At 64.0% G+C, this 19,244-nt stretch carries 17 protein-coding genes; 12 read left to right on the plus strand and 5 right to left on the minus strand.

The features are described 5' to 3' along the window. Window positions 1-31: 31 nt before the first annotated feature. The 5 genes from infB to pnp all read left to right on the plus strand — a co-directional run bounded on the left by infB (window position 32) and on the right by pnp (window position 7,246). Entirely contained in the window at window positions 32-2,740 is a 2,709-nt protein-coding gene (gene infB, locus AB4Z51_RS09890) for a translation initiation factor IF-2 (protein WP_441497352.1), read from the plus strand. Between the two features lie 155 nt (window positions 2,741-2,895). Next, window positions 2,896-3,327 (plus strand): 30S ribosome-binding factor RbfA, encoded by a 432-nt coding sequence (gene rbfA, locus AB4Z51_RS09895; protein ID WP_028150575.1) that lies wholly within the window; start codon window positions 2,896-2,898, stop codon window positions 3,325-3,327. Next, complete coding sequence (truB, locus tag AB4Z51_RS09900; RefSeq protein WP_135214069.1) at window positions 3,324-4,442, plus strand: tRNA pseudouridine(55) synthase TruB; 1,119 nt, start codon at window positions 3,324-3,326, stop codon at window positions 4,440-4,442. The genes rbfA and truB overlap by 4 nt, the downstream gene beginning before the upstream one ends. A 2-nt stretch (window positions 4,443-4,444) precedes the next feature. Continuing rightward, window positions 4,445-4,714 (plus strand): 30S ribosomal protein S15, encoded by a 270-nt coding sequence (gene rpsO / locus AB4Z51_RS09905; RefSeq protein ID WP_008131787.1) that lies wholly within the window; start codon window positions 4,445-4,447, stop codon window positions 4,712-4,714. A 375-nt stretch (window positions 4,715-5,089) separates the two neighbouring features. Beyond that, window positions 5,090-7,246 (plus strand): polyribonucleotide nucleotidyltransferase, encoded by a 2,157-nt coding sequence (pnp, locus tag AB4Z51_RS09910; RefSeq protein ID WP_135214068.1) that lies wholly within the window; start codon window positions 5,090-5,092, stop codon window positions 7,244-7,246. 76 nt (window positions 7,247-7,322) lie between these two features. Here the strand turns inward: pnp and katG are convergent, their stop codons facing one another. Beyond that, complete coding sequence (gene katG, locus AB4Z51_RS09915) at window positions 7,323-9,488, minus strand: catalase/peroxidase HPI (protein WP_441497353.1); 2,166 nt, start codon at window positions 9,486-9,488, stop codon at window positions 7,323-7,325. A gap of 114 nt (window positions 9,489-9,602) precedes the next feature. Between katG and AB4Z51_RS09920 the strand changes: the two genes are divergently transcribed. The 5 genes from AB4Z51_RS09920 (at window position 9,603) to AB4Z51_RS09940 (ending at window position 13,567) form a co-directional block, all read left to right on the plus strand. After that, on the plus strand, window positions 9,603-10,529 hold the full coding sequence (locus tag AB4Z51_RS09920; protein ID WP_028150571.1) for a hydrogen peroxide-inducible genes activator: 927 nt from the start codon (window positions 9,603-9,605) through the stop codon (window positions 10,527-10,529). A gap of 76 nt (window positions 10,530-10,605) precedes the next feature. Next, the gene (locus AB4Z51_RS09925) at window positions 10,606-11,070 is read left to right on the plus strand and encodes a GNAT family N-acetyltransferase (protein ID WP_135214066.1); all 465 of its coding nucleotides are present in this window, start codon (window positions 10,606-10,608) and stop codon (window positions 11,068-11,070) included. 90 nt (window positions 11,071-11,160) lie between these two features. After that, a complete protein-coding gene (locus AB4Z51_RS09930; protein ID WP_135214065.1) occupies window positions 11,161-11,988 on the plus strand; it encodes a hypothetical protein in 828 nt (275 codons plus the stop codon). Next, on the plus strand, window positions 11,985-12,806 hold the full coding sequence (locus AB4Z51_RS09935) for a hypothetical protein (protein ID WP_441497354.1): 822 nt from the start codon (window positions 11,985-11,987) through the stop codon (window positions 12,804-12,806). Before AB4Z51_RS09930 ends, AB4Z51_RS09935 begins: the two co-directional genes overlap by 4 nt. A gap of 164 nt (window positions 12,807-12,970) precedes the next feature. Beyond that, window positions 12,971-13,567 (plus strand): glutathione S-transferase family protein, encoded by a 597-nt coding sequence (locus AB4Z51_RS09940; RefSeq protein WP_135214063.1) that lies wholly within the window; start codon window positions 12,971-12,973, stop codon window positions 13,565-13,567. A 112-nt stretch (window positions 13,568-13,679) separates the two neighbouring features. Here the strand turns inward: AB4Z51_RS09940 and fabI are convergent, their stop codons facing one another. The 3 genes from fabI to fabA form a co-directional block, all read right to left on the minus strand. Further along, on the minus strand, window positions 13,680-14,480 hold the full coding sequence (gene fabI, locus AB4Z51_RS09945) for an enoyl-ACP reductase FabI (protein ID WP_135214062.1): 801 nt from the start codon (window positions 14,478-14,480) through the stop codon (window positions 13,680-13,682). A 135-nt stretch (window positions 14,481-14,615) separates the two neighbouring features. Beyond that, entirely contained in the window at window positions 14,616-15,839 is a 1,224-nt protein-coding gene (gene fabB, locus AB4Z51_RS09950) for a beta-ketoacyl-ACP synthase I (RefSeq protein WP_135214061.1), read from the minus strand. A gap of 40 nt (window positions 15,840-15,879) precedes the next feature. Next, on the minus strand, window positions 15,880-16,401 hold the full coding sequence (fabA, locus tag AB4Z51_RS09955; RefSeq protein WP_063980149.1) for a bifunctional 3-hydroxydecanoyl-ACP dehydratase/trans-2-decenoyl-ACP isomerase: 522 nt from the start codon (window positions 16,399-16,401) through the stop codon (window positions 15,880-15,882). Window positions 16,402-16,753: 352 nt separating this feature from the next. Here fabA and irrA point away from each other — a divergent pair, with 352 nt between their 5' ends. Further along, window positions 16,754-17,245, plus strand: a complete 492-nt coding sequence (irrA, locus tag AB4Z51_RS09960) for an iron response transcriptional regulator IrrA (RefSeq protein ID WP_063980150.1) — start codon at window positions 16,754-16,756, stop codon at window positions 17,243-17,245. A 154-nt stretch (window positions 17,246-17,399) separates the two neighbouring features. On the opposite strand, the gene AB4Z51_RS09965 is transcribed toward irrA, so the two are convergent. Beyond that, window positions 17,400-17,930: an SH3 domain-containing protein gene (locus AB4Z51_RS09965; protein ID WP_071908916.1), complete on the minus strand. Its 531-nt coding sequence runs from the start codon at window positions 17,928-17,930 to the stop codon at window positions 17,400-17,402. A 312-nt stretch (window positions 17,931-18,242) separates the two neighbouring features. On the opposite strand from AB4Z51_RS09965, the gene AB4Z51_RS09970 reads away from it, so the two are divergent. After that, complete coding sequence (locus tag AB4Z51_RS09970; RefSeq protein WP_028149823.1) at window positions 18,243-19,244, plus strand: 2-hydroxyacid dehydrogenase; 1,002 nt, start codon at window positions 18,243-18,245, stop codon at window positions 19,242-19,244.

Raw genomic sequence — 19,244 nt, forward strand, 5'->3', positions numbered from 1 at the left:
CGTTAACAAAGATCAGGATTAGGACTGCTGAATGGTTGATACCAAGACCCCTGACGACAAGAAGCTGAGCGTTCCGAGCAAGACGCTATCGCTCAAGCCGCGCGTCGAAACGGGCACTGTGCGTCAGAGCTTCAGCCATGGCCGCAGCAAGCAGGTCGTGGTCGAGAAGCGCGGCAAGCGCCGCGTCGACGGCAGCCCCGAACCGCAAGCTCCCGCGGTTGTTGCAAAGCCGGCACCGGCCGCGCCTGCTCCCGCTCCGGCACGCCCGGCTCCGCCGCGCAACGCCGGCTCCGGCGTGGTGCTGCGCACGCTGACCGAGGACGAACGTTCCGCCCGCGCCAGCGCGCTGGCCGACGCCAAGGTGCGCGAAGTCGAAGAGCGCCGCCAGGCCGAAGACGAAGCCCAGCGCCGCGCTGTCCGCGAAGCCGCCGAACGCGTCGAGCGCGAAGCCGCCGAGGCCCGCCGCAAGGCCGAGGATGAGCGCCACCGCCACGAAGAGGAAGCCAAGCGCAAGGCCGAAACCGAGGCCAAGAAGCGTTTTGGCGAAGGCGAACAGCCGGCGTCAGCCGCGCGCCCTGCAACTGCCGCCCCGGCCGCTCCCACGCCACGTCCTGGCGCGCCCGCAGCACGCCCCGGCACCACCACGACCACGGCACGCCCGGGAACAACCACCGCGCGCCCTGGAACGACCACCGCGAGGCCGGGAGGCGGCCCGTTGGGTCGCGCTCCCGCGGTCGCAGCCGGACCGGACGAGGACGATGGTCCGCGCCAGATCCGTCGCGGTCCCGGCGGCGCCGCGCGTCCCGTGGTAGCCCCCAAGCCCACCCACAAACCCGGCCCGCAGAAGGAGCGCGGTCGCCTGACGGTCGTGACCGCATTCAATGCCGACGACGTGCGCGAGCGCTCGATCGCCTCGTTCCGCCGCCGCACTCAGCGCCTGAAGGGCCATGCCGCGAACGAGCCGAAGGAAAAGCTCATCCGCGAGGTGGTCATTCCGGAAGCGATCACCATCCAGGAGCTCGCCAACCGCATGGCCGAGCGCGCGGTGGAAATCATCCGCATGCTGATGAAGCAGGGCGCGATTCACAAGATCACCGACGTGATCGACGCCGACACTGCGCAGCTGATCGCCGAAGAGCTTGGTCACACCGTCAAGCGCGTTGCCGCGTCCGACGTTGAAGAAGGCCTGTTCGACGCCACCGACGATTCCACCGACACCGAGACGCGTTCGCCGGTGGTGACCGTGATGGGTCACGTCGACCACGGCAAGACCTCGCTGCTCGACGCGCTCCGCCATGCCAACGTCGTCTCCGGCGAAGCCGGCGGCATCACCCAGCATATCGGCGCCTATCAGGTGCTGTCGCCCGAAAGCGGCAAGAAGATCACCTTCATCGACACGCCCGGCCACGCCGCGTTCACCGCGATGCGCGCCCGCGGCGCCAAGGTGACCGACATCGTCGTGCTGGTGGTTGCTGCCGATGACGGCGTCATGCCGCAGACGATCGAAGCCATCAACCACGCCAAGGCGGCGCGGGTGCCGATCATCGTTGCCATCAACAAGATCGACAAGCCCGATGCGAAGCCCGAGCGCGTGCGCACCGAGCTGCTCCAGCACGAGGTGCAGGTCGAATCCTTCGGCGGCGAAGTCGTCGACGTCGAAGTGTCAGCCAAGAACAAGACCAATCTCGACAAGCTGCTCGAGATGATCGCGCTCCAGGCCGACATCCTCGACCTGAAGACCAATTCGGAGCGTCCGGCCGAAGGCACCGTGATCGAAGCCAAGCTCGATCGCGGCCGTGGCCCGGTCGCGACCGTGCTGGTCCAGCGCGGCACGCTTCGTGTCGGTGACATCATTGTCGCCGGCGCCGAGATGGGCCGCGTCCGCGCGCTGATCTCGGATCAGGGCGAGACGGTGCATGAGGCCGGTCCTTCGGTTCCGGTCGAGGTGCTCGGCTTCAACGGTCCGCCGGAGGCCGGCGATCGTCTCGCGGTGGTCGAGAGCGAAGCCCGCGCCCGCCAGGTCACCAGCTATCGCGCGCACCAGAAGCGCGAGAACGCGGCTGCCTCGATCTCCGGCATGCGCGGCTCGCTTGAGCAGATGATGTCGCAATTGAAGACGGCGGGCCGCAAGGAATTCCCGCTGATCATCAAGGCCGACGTGCAGGGCTCGCTCGAAGCGATCCTCGGCTCGCTGGAGAAGCTCGGCACCGACGAAGTCGCAGCCCGCATCCTGCATGCCGGCGTCGGCGGCATCTCGGAATCGGACGTGACGCTCGCGGAAGGCTTCAATGCCGCGATCATCGGCTTCTCGGTTCGTGCCAACAAGGAGGCGGCTGCGGCCGCCAAGCGCAACGGCATCGAGATCCGCTACTACAACATCATCTACGACCTCGTGGACGACGTGAAGAAGGCGATGAGCGGCCTGCTCGCGCCGACCCTGCGCGAAACCATGCTGGGCAATGCCGCGATCCTGGAGATCTTCAACATCTCCAAGGTCGGCAAGGTCGCCGGCTGCCGCGTCACCGACGGCACCGTGGAACGCGGCGCCAATGTGCGCCTGATCCGCGACAACGTCGTCGTGCACGAAGGCAAGCTGTCGACGCTGAAGCGCTTCAAGGACGAAGTGAAGGAAGTCCAGTCCGGTCAGGAGTGCGGCATGGCCTTCGAGAACTACCACGACATGCGTGCCGGTGACGTGATCGAGTGTTATCGCGTGGAGACGATCCAGCGCTCCCTGTAAGTCCAAATCTTACCGAAGCGCCCGGATCTTTTGAGCTGAAATTGCGGGAGTGCGATGGCCGGATTTATTCCGGCCATCCGCGCCGCATTCGTTTCAACAGGACAAATGACAATGCTCGTGTCCCAAACGCGGGCACGACGAGGTGATTTTCAACCATGCCCCGCCACCATCAGAAGAAAAGTTCCGCGCCGGGCGGCTCGCAACGCCAGTTGCGTGTCGGCGAGCAGGTTCGCCACGCGATGGCCGAGATTCTGGCGCAAGGCAATGTGCATGATGCGGACCTCGAAGGTCACATCATCACCGTGCCGGAGGTTCGGATGTCGCCCGACCTGAAGCTCGCAACGGTTTACGTGATGCCGCTCGGTGGCCGCGACACCGAGGTCATCATCGCTGCGCTCGAGCGCAACAAGAAATTCCTGCGCGGCGAAGTCGCGCGGCGCGTTAACCTGAAATTTGCACCTGACCTTCGTTTCCGCGTCGACGAACGATTCGACGAAGCGGAACGGATCGAGAAGCTTTTGCGAACACCTGCGGTGCAGAAGGACCTGGAACAGGATCCGGATTCGGATCGGGAAGAAGAGCGATGACGATGGACCCGGCTCACGGCACGATCGGCGGCGAAGAGACCGATCAGCGCGACGTGCAGAAAAATAATTTTGCGGATCTCGGCGGCGATTCCCAGCCGCATCAGGAGCCGCGCCGCGTCAACAACGATCCCCGCGCCAACAAGCAGAAGGGCAACCAGCCGCGCCGCGACCGCCGCGACGTCCATGGCTGGGTCGTGCTCGACAAGCCGATCGGCATGACCTCGACGCAAGCGGTCGCCGTGCTCAAGCGCCTGTTCAACGCCAAGCGCGCGGGACACGCCGGCACGCTCGACCCGCTCGCCTCCGGCGGCCTGCCGATCGCGCTCGGCGAGGCCACCAAGACGGTTCCCTTCGTGATGGACGGCCGCAAGCGCTACCAGTTCACCGTGTGCTGGGGCGAGGAGCGCGACACCGATGATATCGAGGGCCGGGTCACCGCGACCTCCGACCAGCGCCCGACCCGGGAGGCCATCCTGGCCCTGCTGCCCCGCTTCACCGGGGTGATCGAGCAGATCCCGCCGCGCTATTCCGCGATCAAGGTCCAGGGCGAGCGCGCCTATGACCTGGCCCGCGACGGCGAGGTCGTGGAACTGGCCCCCCGTCCGGTCGAAATTCATCATTTAACCCTTGTGGATCAACCGGATAACGACCGGACGGTGTTCGAGGCGGAGTGCGGCAAGGGCACCTATGTCCGGGCGCTGGCCCGCGATATGGGCCGGATTCTCGGCACTTACGGCCATATTTGCGCGCTGCGGCGGACCCTGGTCGGCCCATTTGACGAGAACGACATGATTCCGCTGGATCAGTTGGAGGCTTTATGCGATAGAGCCGCGTCCGGCGAGGGCAGCCTCGCCGACGCGCTTATGCCCGTTGAGACCGCGCTGGACGACATCCCGGCACTGGCCGTCACTCGGGCTGATGCGGCAAGGCTCCATCGGGGCCAGGCCGTTTTATTGCGCGGACGGGATGCGCCCACTAGTAGCGGCACAGTCTATGTCACGGTGGCAGGCCGTCTATTGGCGCTTGCTGAAGTCGGCAACGGCGAAATCATCCCCAAGCGTGTGTTCAACCTGACCGGTCTGACTGCCAGCACCGGTCGCAACGAGAGAAATTGACGATGTCGATTGCCGCAGAACGCAAAGCGGAAGTCATCAAGACGAATGCCAACAAGGCCGGCGACACCGGCTCGCCGGAGGTTCAGGTCGCGATCCTGTCGGAACGCATCAACAACCTCACCAACCATTTCAAGACCCACGTGAAGGACAACCATTCGCGTCGCGGCCTCTTGAAGCTGGTTTCGACCCGCCGCTCGCTGCTCGACTACCTCAAGAAGAGGGACGAGGCGCGTTACAAGGCGCTGCTCGAGAAGCACAACATTCGTCGTTAAGTGTTCCTGCGCGCGCCACTGGCGCGCGTTTTCGTGCGCGGTTTCGAGCGAAAGCGTTTGTTTAAAGGTTTTTGATCGAGGCCGCGTGCGCGTCGGGTGCGAGCCGTTGACGGCTAGCACCCGGGCACGATGGGCGAGGACCGCAATCCGGTGTTCGCGTTCGTGCCGACTGACAGTCCAGCAGCAATCCGGCGGCTGGGCACAACGGGCAAGGCGCCCGTATGACCCGAAAGGATGGACGCCATCCGAAATCCGAAAACCATGGCAGGATCGCAGGACGCTGATCGCCCGCTTCGATCAACGTCCCGCAATCTTGCGCATGGTTTTTGTTTTTCGGGCCGTCCTTCTTTCGAGAACCCATGAAAGAAGACATCTATGTTCAATAAGCATTCAGTCGAGATCGACTGGGGTGGACGCCCTCTCAAGCTTGAAACCGGCAAGATCGCGCGTCAGGCCGACGGCGCCGTCGTCGCCACCTATGGCGAGACCGTGGTGCTCGCCACCGTCGTCGCGGCGAAGGCGCCGCGCGAAGGCGTCGACTTCCTGCCGCTGACGGTCGACTACCAGGAGAAGACCTACGCAGCCGGCCGCATTCCCGGCGGCTATTTCAAGCGCGAGGGTCGTCCGACCGAGAAGGAGACGCTGGTCTCCCGCCTGATCGACCGTCCGATCCGTCCGCTGTTCGTCGACGGCTGGCGCAACGAGACCCAGGTGATCGTCACCGTGCTGTCGCACGACATGGAGAACGACCCTGACATCGTGGCGCTGGTGGCCTCATCGGCCGCGCTGACCCTGTCCGGCGCGCCCTTCAAGGGCCCGATCGGCGCAGCGCGCGTCGGCTTCGCCAATGACGAGTTCATTCTCAACCCGACGCTCGACGAGATGGTCGACACCCAGCTCGACCTCGTGGTCGCCGGCACGGCCGACGCCGTGCTGATGGTGGAATCGGAAGCCAAGGAGCTCAACGAGGACATCATGCTCGGCGCCGTGATGTTCGGTCACCGCCACTTCCAGCCGGTGATCAACGCCATCATCGAGCTCGCCGAGAAGGCCGCCAAGGAGCCGCGCGAAGTCACGGTGATCGACAATTCGGCGCTCGAGAAGGAAATGCTCGGCCTCGTCGAGCAGGAGCTGCGCGCCGCCTATGCCATTCCGATCAAGCAGGATCGCTACGCCGCGGTCGGCAAGGTCAAGGAAAAGGTGATCGCTCACTACTTCCCCGAAGGCCAGGAGCCGAAATACGACAAGCTGCGCATCGGCGGCGTGTTCAAGGAGCTGGAAGCCAAGATCGTTCGCTGGAACATCCTCGACACCGGCAAGCGCATCGACGGCCGCGATAGCAAGACCGTGCGCAACATCATCGCCGARGTCGGCGTGCTGCCCCGTGCCCACGGCTCGGCGCTGTTCACCCGCGGCGAGACCCAGGCGCTGGTCGTGACCACGCTCGGCACCGGCGAGGACGAGCAGTACATCGACGCGCTGTCGGGAACGTACAAAGAGACGTTCCTGCTGCACTACAACTTCCCTCCCTACTCGGTCGGTGAGACCGGTCGCCTCGGCGGCACCAAGCGCCGCGAGATCGGCCACGGCAAGCTGGCCTGGCGTGCGATCCACCCGGTGCTGCCGCCGCACCACGAGTTCCCCTACACCACGCGCGTGGTGTCGGAGATCACCGAGTCGAACGGCTCGTCCTCGATGGCTTCGGTCTGCGGCGCCTCGCTGGCGCTGATGGATGCCGGCGTGCCGTTGAAGCGGCCGACCGCGGGCATCGCGATGGGCCTGATCCTCGAAGACAAGCGCTTCGCGGTTCTCTCGGACATCCTCGGTGACGAGGACCATCTCGGCGACATGGACTTCAAGGTGGCCGGCACCGAACAGGGTATCACCTCGCTCCAGATGGACATCAAGATCGAGGGCATCACCGAAGAGATCATGAAGGTCGCACTCGGTCAGGCCAAGGATGGTCGTATCCACATCCTCGGCGAGATGGCCAAGGCGCTCACCAACGCCCGCGCCGAGCTCGGCGAATACGCGCCGCGCATCGAAACCTTCAAGATCGCCACCGACAAGATCCGCGAAGTGATCGGCACCGGCGGCAAGGTGATCCGCGAGATCGTCGAGAAGACCGGCGCCAAGGTCAACATCGAGGACGACGGCACCGTGAAGGTCGCCTCCAGCGACGGCGAGGCGATGAAGGCCGCGATCAAGTGGATCAAGTCGATCGCGTCCGATCCGGAAGTCGGCCAGATCTATGACGGCACCGTCGTCAAGGTGATGGAGTTCGGCGCCTTCGTGAACTTCTTCGGCTCCAAGGACGGTCTCGTTCACATCAGCCAGCTCGCTTCGGCGCGCGTGCAGAAGACCTCCGACGTCGTCAAGGAAGGCGACAAGGTCAAGGTCAAGCTGCTCGGCTTCGACGACCGCGGCAAGACCCGGCTGTCGATGAAGGTGGTCGACCAGACCACCGGCGAAGACCTCGAGGGCAAGGGCGGCGACGGCGAGAAGGCCCAGCGCGAAGCAGCCGGCGAGTAATCGCTCCGCATATCAGAAACACGAAGGGCGGCCTCTCGGCCGCCCTTTTTGTTTGTCGCTTGCTTAAGCCCGGGGATCAGGCCGCGAGGTCGTACCGGTCGAGGTTCATCACCTTGATCCAGGCCTTCACAAAGTCCTGCACGAACTGCTGCTTGGCGTCCGACGAGGCATAGACCTCGGCGAAGGCGCGGAGCTGCGAGTGCGCACCGAAGATCAGATCGGCGCGCGTGCCGGTCCACTTCACCGCGTTGGTCTTGCGGTCGCGGGCCTCGTAGCTGCCGTCAGCCGCTGGCGTCCACTGCGCGCTCATGTCGAGCAGGTTGACGAAGAAGTCGTTGCTCAGCGTGCCCACCTTCGCGGTTAGGACGCCGTGCTTCGAACCGTTCGCATTGGCGCCGAGCACACGCRGGCCACCGACCAGCACGGTCAGCTCGGGTCCGCTCAGCTTCAGCAGCTGCGCGCGATCGACGAGGGCTTCCTCCTGATGCAGGAACTGATGCTTCTTGCCGACGTAGTTGCGGAAACCATCGGCCCGCGGCTCCAGCGGGGCGAAGGAGTCCGCGTCGGTCTGCTCCTGCGAGGCATCCATGCGGCCCGGCGTGAAGCCAACCTTCACGTCAACGCCGGTATCCTTCGCGGCCTTCTCGACCGCGGCAGAACCGCCGAGGACGATGAGGTCGGCGAGCGAGACCTTCTTCGCACCGGCCGATGCGTTGAAGTCCTTCTGGATCGCTTCGAGCTTGCCGAGGACCTTGGAGAGCTGAGCCGGCTGGTTCACCTCCCAATCCTTCTGGGGGGCCAGACGGATGCGCGCGCCGTTGGCGCCGCCGCGCTTGTCCGAGCCGCGGAACGTCGAGGCCGACGCCCACGCGGTCGAGACCAGCTCGGAGACCGAGAGGCCCGAAGCCAGGATCTTGGTCTTCAGCGCGGCGATGTCCTGGTCGCCGACCAGCTCGTGGTTCACCTTCGGAATCGGATCCTGCCAGATCAGCGTTTCCTTCGGCACCAGCGGGCCGAGATAGCGCTGGATCGGACCCATGTCGCGGTGGGTGAGCTTGAACCAGGCGCGGGCAAAGGCGTCCGCGAACTGATCCGGGTTTTCCAGGAAGCGACGCGAGATCTTCTCGTAGGCCGGATCGAGGCGCAGCGAGAGGTCGGTCGTCAGCATCGTCGGCCGGTGCTTCTTCGACTTGTCGAAGGCATCCGGAATGATCGCCTCGGCGCCCTTGGCCGTCCACTGATTCGCGCCGCCCGGGCTCTTCGTCAGCTCCCATTCGTACTTGAACAGGTTCTCGAAGAAGTTGTTGCTCCACTTCGTCGGCGTCGTCGTCCAGGTCACCTCGAGACCGCTGGTGATGGAATCACCCGCCAGGCCCGAAGCGTGCTTGCTCTTCCAGCCGAGGCCCTGGTCTTCGAGCGCACCCGCTTCCGGCTCCGGACCGACCAGCGACGGATCGCCCGCGCCGTGGGTCTTGCCGAAGGTGTGGCCGCCGGCGATCAGCGCGACGGTTTCCTCGTCGTTCATCGCCATGCGGGCGAACGTCTCGCGGATGTCCTTGGCCGCGGCGACCGGGTCAGGCTTGCCGTTCGGGCCTTCCGGATTGACGTAGATCAGGCCCATCTGCACCGCGCCGAGCGGCTCGGCGAGCTGGCGTTCGCCGCTGTAGCGCTCGTCGCCCAGCCACGTGCCTTCAGGACCCCAATAGAGCTCTTCCGGCTCCCACACGTCGGCGCGGCCGCCGGCGAAGCCGAAGGTCTTGAAGCCCATCGATTCCAGCGCGACGTTGCCGGCGAGCACCATCAGATCAGCCCAGGAGATCTTGCGGCCGTATTTCTGCTTGATCGGCCAGAGCAGACGGCGCGCCTTGTCGAGATTGGCGTTGTCGGGCCAGCTGTTGAGCGGTGCGAAACGCTGCTGACCGGCACCGGCGCCACCGCGGCCGTCCGTGGTGCGATACGTGCCGGCGCTGTGCCAAGCCATGCGGATCATGAGGCCGCCATAGTGGCCGAAATCGGCGGGCCACCATTCCTGCGAGTCCGTCATCAGAGCCGTCAGGTCCTTGATGACGGCATTCAGGTCGAGCGACTTGAACTCCTTGGCATAGTCGAACTCCTTGCCCATCGGGTCGGACAGGGTGGAATTCTTGTGCAGCATCTCGATGCTGAGCTGGGTCGGCCACCAGTCGCGGTTCACGCGCGTGGGTTTTCCGCCCGAAAACGGGCACTTCGAAGTGTCATCCATGAATACCTCCTCTGGTGGCGTCGAACTCGCGCCTTTAACCAGGTAGAATTACTCTAGGCTTCGCATTCGATCAGGGGAAGTTGACTTTAATGATCGCTGCGATAGGATTTTCTGATGGCCAACGTGACGATGCGCCAGCTCAGATATTTCGACGCGCTGGCGCGTCACGGCCATTTCGGCCGCGCGGCGGAGGCAAGCTCGATCTCCCAGCCGGCCCTGTCGATGCAGATCAAGGAACTGGAGGAGGCGCTCGGCGGCCTGCTGCTGGAGCGCAGCGCCCGGCAGGTGGCGCTGACCCGGTTCGGCGAGGAACTCGCACCGCGCGTCCGCGACATCCTGCGCTCGGTCGATGAGCTCGGCGATTTCGCACGCGCCTCGCAGGACCGGTTTGCGGGCCGGCTGCGGATCGGCATGATCCCGACGATCGCGCCCTATCTGCTGCCGAAGATCACCAAGAATCTCACGCGCATGCATCCGGAGCTCGACATCCGCGTGCGCGAGACGATGACGCCGCGGCTGATCCAGGAACTGGTCGAAGGCCGGCTCGACACGGCCATCGTCGCACTGCCGGTGTCCGAGCCTTCGCTCACTGAAGTCGCGCTGTTCGATGAAAAATTCCTGCTGGTGCGGCCGGGCTCCGACGAAGGCACACCGGTGCCATCACGCGAGATGATGCGCGAGATGCGGCTGCTGCTGCTCGAAGAGGGGCACTGCTTCCGCGATCAGGCGCTGTCGTTCTGCAACATGCAATCGGCGCCGCCGCGCGAGATGCTGGATGCGAATTCGCTGTCGACGCTGGTCCAGATGGTCAGCGCCGGAATCGGCGTCACCTTGATCCCGGAAATGGCGGTGTCGGTGGAGACACGATCGGCCTCGGTCTCGCTGTCGCGCTTCCGCGATCCCGAGCCCTCGCGCACCATCGGCATGGTCTGGCGCAAGACCAGCCCGCTGGCGCGGCAGCTGCTGCAGATCTCCGAGGTGGTGTGCCTGTCGGCCGGCAAGGCGCGCCCGCGGCAAGCCACGCGCGGCCAACGTGGGTAGGCGGGAATTTTCCTGAATAGCCGGGATCATTCAAGCGAGCCCCCGCGCAAGGCGGCAGATCGAACTGAGAGCACCAATGTCTGATCCCGTCATCCGTCCCGCGCGCACCGACGAATATGACGAGATCGGCCGCGTCTGGATGGAAAGCTGGGTCTCCACCGGCCTCGCCGAGGCGAGCGAGTTCCTGCTGGCAAATCTGCGCGCACGCATCAGGCGCGAGATCGAGAACGGCTGGAGCCTGTTCGTGGCCGACGACAACGGCACGATCGCCGCCATGCTGGCGCTGCATCTGCCAAAACTCTATCTCGACATGCTTTTCGTCGGGCCCGCCTACCAGGGCCAATCGCTCGGACGGCAGTTGCTCGCCTTCACGCGCACGCAAATGCCGGATGAAATGTACCTGCGCTGCGTCCGCGAAAACGAAAGAGCCTGGCGCTGGTACGAGCGCGAAGGCTTTGTGTTCGAGAAGGAAGAGATCGAGCCCTCGAACGGGTTCGTGATGAAGTATTATCGGTGGAAGCGGCAGCGGCTCACCGGATAGACAGCGATCCCGGGCTGCAGCTTGCGGTTGTCACGATCCCACCCTAGTGTGGCGTATCCGATGACCTCCCGCCTCTGATCCTTGGAATCCATGTTTCGACTTGCTGCCCCGGTGCTCATCCTGCTGTCCTTCCTGACTTCGGCAGCAGCGCAAACCCCTCTCGCTCCCGCCGCTCAGACCGCACCATCGGCAAAGCCGACAGCCAAGAAAGCGACGACGAAGCCGAAGGCGGCGCCGAAGCCTGCGGAGGCGGCGACTGCCGGTCCTTGCGGCGTCGGCGTGATTGCGGGGACCGGGGACATCTTTGTCGTCCAGAAGATCGGTCTGACCGTGTTCGGCAACGACTATGCCGAAGTCCCGGTATCCTGGGGCCTTGACGATCTTGTCTTTGCGCGGGTGCGGGCCGCAGCAGGCAACACGCCGGTGCGACGGATCACTTACGCCAAGGGCGCACTCGATTCCTACTACCACCCCAAATCCGGCCTGTTTCGCAATCAGCGCGAGGAGCTGTCGAACCTGATCCGGCAGGTCGCGGGCAATGCCGGTTGCGAGCGCTATCTCGTCGTCATGCGCAGCGAAGGACAGCTTGACGGGACCAATCAGTCGCTCAGCGGCGTCGGCATCTTCAGCCGGGGTGTCGGTCTCATCTCCTACGCGTATGTCTTCGCCTATATCGGCGTGACATGGGTCGATGGCCGCACCTTCGAAATCATGAAGGGCCCCGCCGTGACGTTCGAAGGTGTCATGAAGCATATGGCAGACAACTTCGTTTCGAACGAGCTTTTGCAGAAGGTGGACAAGTCCATATTTCCGGAGACGGCCGCGGACTCCGCCAACAACACCGCCCTGCGCGACACCACGCGCGACTTCCTGACCAAACGGCTGGACAAGATCCTGCCGCCATATTTCGCGCAGTGACGATGCTGAAAGGAAGCCAAGCTCGTAAGAAAGCGACGATCAAGGCGATGCAGGCCTTCGCGATAATCGTCGCGGCTCATCTGCTCTCGACGGCGGGAGTCGGGGCCCAGGCTGCGTCAAAGACGAGCACGGCCAAGTCATCGAACGCGTCCCCAACGACACCAGCAGAGAGCGGCCCATGTCAGATCGGCGTCATCCCGATCGCCGGCGATCTCTTCATGATTAAGAACTTCGGTCCCCTGGAGTTCCTCGACAAATACTCGCGGGCCTCCGTGACCACGTGGGCACTCGACGACCTCGTCGTGTCCCGTGTTCGCGCGGCTGCGCCCGGCCGCTCCGTGCGTAGAATCTCCTACACAAGGGAAGAGTTGAAATCCGGTGGCCGGCGGGAGCAAAATCCGTTCTTCTACCGTGCCGAAAGAGACATCGCGGACTTCGTTCGGTTTCTCGCACCAAGACTCCGTTGCGAACGTTATGTCGTCGTGCACCGGCACGGCGGAACGCATCGCGAATACGGCATTGGAATCTCGCGGTACCCCTACGACGGATCCGTGCATCTCTACGCGATAATGTACATCCGTGTTTACGACGGCGGGACTTTTACGTTGATCAAGGAAGCGCAGGCCTTGATGACTGACGACACCTACGTCGACCGCTTGCTGCGCAATCCGCTTGGTGGACCATCGCGCGAGCTGGATCGGACAATGTTTCCGGAGAAGCCTGCGGATGTTGCCAATAATCCGGTACTGCGCGACGGCGTGCGCGCCATGCTGACGGCAAGTCTCGACAAGACATTGCCGCCCTTGCTCCGGCACTAGGACATCCTGCGCGCTGCTTGAGAACGCCACCGTCAACCGGTCGCGTTGACCAACATGTCGTTCGCGCAGCTGACCTCTTGCCTAGGCGTAGTGCGTTGCGAATACGCGGCAAACGCGCCATGAATTGCGCGCTGTTTACCTCTCGCCGATGAAAGGTCCGCTCCATGATCAAGCTCTATTGGTCGCCACGCTCGCGCTCGTTCACGACGCTCTGGCTGATGGAAGAGAGCGGGCTGCCCTATGAGCGCGTGCTGACCGACATCTCGACCGGTGCGCAGAAAGCGTCGGATTATTTGAAGGTGAATCCGATGGGCAAGGTGCCGGCGCTCAGCGACGGCGATGCCGCGCTCGGCGAAGCCGCCGCGATCTGCGCCTACATCGCCGACCGCTATCCCGACACGAAGCTGGCGCCTGCCGTGGCCGACCCGCGCCGTGCGCGCTATCTGCAATGGCTGTTCTTCTCGCCGGGCTGCATCGAGCCTGCCATCATCCAGATCTTCACCAAGATCGAGATCCCGACCTCGACCGCGGCCTGGGGCAGCGCGACACAGGTGTTCGACGTGCTGGAAGCTGCGCTCGCGAAGGGACCGTGGATCCTCGGCGAGGAATTTTCGGCCGCCGACATCACGGTCGGCTCCGGCCTGAACTTCGCGGTCCGCCTGTTCAAGATGGTGCCGTCGCGCCCGGCCTTCGATGCCTATCTCGCGCGCTGCATGGCGCGGCCGGCGTTCCAGCGGGCGGAAAAGATCGCGGCGGGGTGAGGCAAGCTCAGAACTCGTAGGGTGGGCAAAGCGGAGCGTGCCCACCGCGTCTCTCTGCGATCGAGGAGAGATGGTGGGCACGGCGCTCTGCGCCTTTGCCCACCCTACGAAATCACTCTGACGATTTCAAATCGTCGGGCCTCGGCATCAGGATGATGTTGTAGCCGGAATCGACATAGTGGATCTCGCCGGTCACACCGCCGGAGAGATCCGACAACAGATACAGCGCCGAGCCGCCGAGCTCGTCGAGCGTGACGCCGCGGCGGAGCGGCGAATGTTTCTGCATGAAACCGAACATCGCACGCGCCTCGCCGATGCCCGAGCCGGCGAGCGTACGGATGGGGCCTGCGGAGATCGCGTTGACGCGGATGCCGCGCGGTCCGAAATCGGAGGCGAGGTAGCGCACGGAAGCTTCCAGCGCCGCCTTGGCGACGCCCATCACGTTGTAATTCGGCATCGCGCGCTCCGAGGCGCCGAAGGTCAGCGTGATCATGCTGCCGCCCTCCGTCATCAGCTCGGCGGCGCGTTTGGCGACCTCCGTGAACGAGAAGCAGGAGATCACCATGGTGCGCGAAAAGTTCTCGCGGCTGGTGTCGGCGTAGCGGCCCTTCAGCTCGTTCTTGTCGGCAAAGCCGATGGCGTGGATGACGAAATCGAGCTTGCCCCATTTCTCGCGCAGCACGGCGAAGGTCGCATCAACGCTGGCGATGTCCTCGACGTCGCAAGGCAGCACCAATTCCACGCCGAGCTGCTCCGCCAATGGCTTGACGCGCTTGCCCAGCGCCTCGCCCTGGAAGGTGAAGGCAAGCTCGGCACCGTGGGCATGCAGCGCCTTCGCCATGCCCCAGGCGATCGAATGATCATTGGCGATGCCCATGATCAGACCGCGCTTGCCTTTCATCAGTCCTTCCATTGCCTCGTAACTCCACTATTCGATGTCATCGCCCGCGCAGGCGGGCGATCCAGTATTCCAGAGATGATCGTGATAGATCGAGAAGCCGCGGCGTACTGGATGCCCCGCCTTCGCGGGGCATGACAAAGTCCGTGCTCACACATCCAGCCGGCTGAACACCAGCGTGGCGTTGGTGCCGCCGAAGCCGAAGGAGTTCGACAGCACGGTGCCGATCTTGACGTTGTCGATGCGCTTGCGCACGATCGGCATGTCGGCAAACACGGGATCGAGCTCCTGGATGTGAGCGCTCTCGCAGATGAAGCCGTTGTTCATCATGAGCAGCGAGTAGATCGCCTCCTGCACACCGGTTGCGCCCAGCGAGTGACCGGTCAGCGCCTTGGTCGCCGAGATCGGCGGGCACTTCTCGCCGGCACCGAACACGCGGCGGAGCGCGTCGATCTCCGGCGGATCGCCTGCCGGCGTCGAGGTCGCGTGCGGATTGATGTAATCGACCTTGGTCTTCACCGTCGACATCGCCATGCGCATGCAGCGCTCGGCGCCTTCACCGGAGGGCGCGACCATGTCGTAGCCGTCCGACGTCGCGCCGTAGCCGACGATCTCGCCGTAAATGCGCGCGCCGCGCGCCTTGGCATGTTCGAGCTCTTCCAGCACCAGCACGCCGGCGCCGCCGGCAATGACGAAGCCGTCGCGGTTGACGTCATAGGGACGCGAGGCGGTGGCGGGCGTATCGTTGTACTTCGACGACATCGCGCCCATGGCGTCGAACAGCACCGAGAGCGACCAGTCCAGCTCCTCGCAGCCGCCGGCGAAAATGATGTCCTGCTTGCCGATCTGGATCGTCTCATAGGCGTTGCCGACGCAATGGTTCGACGTCGCGCAGGCCGAGGAGATCGAATAGTTCACGCCCTTGATCTTGAACCAGGTCGCGAGCGTCGCGGAGGCCGTGGACGACATCGCCTTCGGCACGGCAAACGGTCCGACGCGCTTCGGCCCCTTGGTGCGGGTGATGTCGGCGGATTCGACGATGGTGCGGGCCGACGGGCCGCCGGAACCCATGATGATGCCGGTGCGGATGTTGGAGATATCTTCGGACGACAGACCGGAATCCTGGATCGCCTGCTCCATCGCGATATGATTCCACCCCGCGCCCTGGCCGAGGAAGCGCATCGCACGCCGGTCGACGACCGTCGCAGGATCAATCGTCGGCGCACCTTGCACCTGCGAACGGAAGCCGAGTTCGGCATATTTCTCAGCCCGCGAAATGCCTGACTTCGCCTCGTGAAGGCTCGCAAGCACTTCCTGGGTGTTGTTTCCGATGGACGAGACGATACCCATCCCGGTGACCACAACCCGCCTCATGACAGCCTCGCCTAAATCATTGTCTTTCTTGGTGATGCGCTCAGCCCAGGCTCACGCCCTGCTTGAACAGGCCGACCTTCAGATCCTTCGCGCGATAGATAATCTGGTCATCGACCGAAAGCCATCCGTCGGCGATACCGAGCACCAGCTTTGAACGCATCACGCGCTTGATATCGATGTTGTACACAACCTTACGGGCCTCGGGCAGCACCTGGCCGCTGAACTTCAGCTCGTTCAGGCCAAGGGCGCGGCCGCGCCCTTCACCGCCGCTCCAGCCCAAATAGAAGCCGACCATTTGCCACAGCGCATCGAGGCCGAGGCAGCCGGGCATGACGGGATCGTTCTTGAAGTGGCAGCCGAAGAACCAGAGGTCGGGCTTCACGTCGAGCTCGGCCCGCACCATTCCCTTGCCGAACTCCCCGCCATTGTCGTTGATTTCCGCGATGCGGTCGAACATCAGCATCGGCGGCAGCGGCAGCTGGGCATTGCCCGGGCCGAACATTTCGCCGCGGCCGCATGCCAGCAGATCTTCGTATTCGTAGCCGTTGCGCCTGTTCAGCATGCGGAAGCCTCTGTTCAAATCCCGATTGAGCGGCGTTTCTGGCGAAAATGGGCCCCGTTTCGTTCGGAAAGCCGCGCCAATTCCCGTCATGAGGCGCGACTGCCACGAGCCAGGATGGACTGCGGGCCGGGCCTCAATGCCCGGCTGCGCCATAATCGGCCAAGCGGAACCGGGGGCTCTCTAACACAGGCATTTCGGGTGGCAAAGCGATCTCATGAAGGTAAAGTGACCACCTGCTCGCCCGGTTCCATTTCTCATTAGAACCTCTCTAGTTGCGAGAAACTTGCATCTGCATCTATCTGTCCATATATTGCATATAGATGCAGTGTCCACGCGTGCCCGAAATCTGGAAATGAGCGAGAATCCCGCGCCCCATCACGACGACGACGTCCATTCCGCCGCCCTCCTGTCCGGCCGCCAGCCGGCCTTGACCGGCTGCCCGTGGCACGACGTCAACGAAATGCTCCAGTCCGCGGGGCTTCGTCCGACGCGCCAGCGCATGGCGCTCGGCTGGCTCCTGTTCGGCAAGGGTGCTCGCCACCTCACGGCTGAAATGCTCTATGAGGAGGCGACGCTGGCCAAGGTGCCGGTGTCGCTCGCGACCGTCTACAACACGCTGAACCAGCTGACCGATGCCGGCCTGCTGCGCCAAGTCAGCGTCGACGGCACCAAGACCTATTTCGACACCAACGTCACCACCCACCACCATTATTACCTCGAGAACAGCCACGAGCTAGTCGATATCGAGGATCCGCATCTGGCGCTGTCTAAGATGCCGGAGGTGCCCGAGGGTTACGAGATCGCGCGCATCGACATGGTCGTGCGCCTGCGCAAGAAGCGCTGAAGATCGATCCAAAGCTGCTGAATTTGTCGTCATGGCCGGGCTTGTCCCGGCCATTGTCGTTTTACGCTGTCATTCCGGGATGGTCCGAAGGACCAGACCTCAGATGCGCAATTACGCATCGGGGAATCTCGAGATCCCGGGATGACCCTTCGGGTCAGTTGACCTGCTCGTCCGAATAAACGCCCCAGAGGCGCTCCTGCTGGATCCAGCCGTCAAAGCCGTTGCCGGTGACGCGACACCAGTTTGCAGTGCACTTCTTGACCTGCGTGACGACGCCGGCCTGGAGCTTGGCCGCAACCGCGCTGTCGAGATCGGCGCGGTCGTAGATCGGGGCGAGGTCGTCCTTGTGCTTCATGGTGACGACCGCAGTGCGGCGGCCCGACAGCAGCGAATGATAGACCCAGCCCTCAGCGCCTTCGGAATCGCGCACCCGGCGCCAGTTCTCGAACTCGGCGGTGATTTCGACCGGCAGGCCGGCGCGGGTGTAGACCCAGGCGACGTCATTGTCCTTGGTCGGGCCGGCGCGCACGTTCACATGATCCGATTTGAGGCTGACATAACGCGGCACCGGCAGGCCGCTCGCGGTCTGGGGGGTGCTGTCCTTCGCCGAATGCCCGGGGCTGACCGAGGCGCTCAACCAGGTGCAAACGAGCGCCATCACCGAACAAAAACGCCCCAACGCCATCAACCCGTCTCCTGTCGAGGGCCCCGCCACGCCGGGCCCTCACCCCAAAATCAGAACCTGCCGCGCAAGCCCCTCGCCCGTGTTCCCGAAGCCTTAACCCGTGGTTCTTGTCTTGGCCCGGCCTTCTGCTAGAGAGGACGGACACTTGAACAACCAGTTTGCCCCGATTTTCCGGTCGGAAATGTCGGGAGAGCTTGAAGGAAGCGCCGGGGACGACACGGCAAAGGCAGTGTCGAACAACCGGGTTAATGAGGCCTCAACGGCCGGCCTTTGGTAACAGAGGCGGCTTGCGGCGCCTCATGAGGGCATGACATGTCGGTGAAGAAAAAGCCCCTCGTGGTGGTGACGCGCAAGCTGCCGGACTCGATCGAGACCCGGATGCGCGAGCTGTTCGACGCGCGGATCAATCTCGAGGACACACCGATGTCGGCCGAGCAGATCGCTGAGGCCGCGCGCACCGCCGACGTGCTGGTTCCGACCGTCACCGACCACATCACCGCCGACATCGTCAACCAGCCCGACTGCAAGCTCCGCCTGATCGCCAATTTCGGCAACGGCGTCGACAATATCGACGTCGAGGCCGCGCATGCCCGCGGCATCACCGTCACCAACACGCCAAAGGTTCTGACCGAAGACACCGCCGACATGACCATGGCGCTGATCCTGGCGGTGCCGCGCCGGATGATCGAAGGCGCCTCGATCCTGACTGAAGGAAAGCCCTGGCCCGGCTGGTCACCGACCTGGATGCTCGGCCACCGCATCGGCGGCAAGCGTCTCGGCATCATCGGCATGGGCCGCATCGGCCAGGCGGTCGCGCGCCGCGCGCGCGCCTTCGGCCTCCAGATCCACTATCACAATCGCCGCCCCGTGGCGCCCAAGATCGCCGAAGAGTTAGGGGCGACCTATTGGGAAAGCCTCGACCAGATGCTGGCGCGGATGGACATCATCTCGGTGAACTGTCCGCACACGCCAGCGACCTATCATCTGCTGTCGGCGCGGCGGCTGAAGCTGATCCGCAAGGACGCCTACATCGTCAACACCGCGCGCGGCGAGGTGACCGACGAGGACACGCTGATCAAGCTGATCGAGGGCGGCGAGATCGGCGGCGCCGGCCTCGACGTCTACGAGCACGAGCCCGCGGTCAATCCAAAGCTGGTGCGGCTCGCCAAGGCCGGCAAGGTGACGCTGCTGCCGCATATGGGCTCGGCCACGATCGAGGGCCGCGTCGAGATGGGCGAGAAGGTGATCATCAACATCCGCACCTTCCTCGACGCGCACAAGCCGCCGGATCGCGTGCTGCCGAGCATGCTCTGA

The sequence above is a fragment of the Bradyrhizobium sp. 2TAF36 genome (genome assembly GCF_052114925.1).
GTDB lineage: Bacteria > Pseudomonadota > Alphaproteobacteria > Rhizobiales > Xanthobacteraceae > Bradyrhizobium > Bradyrhizobium barranii.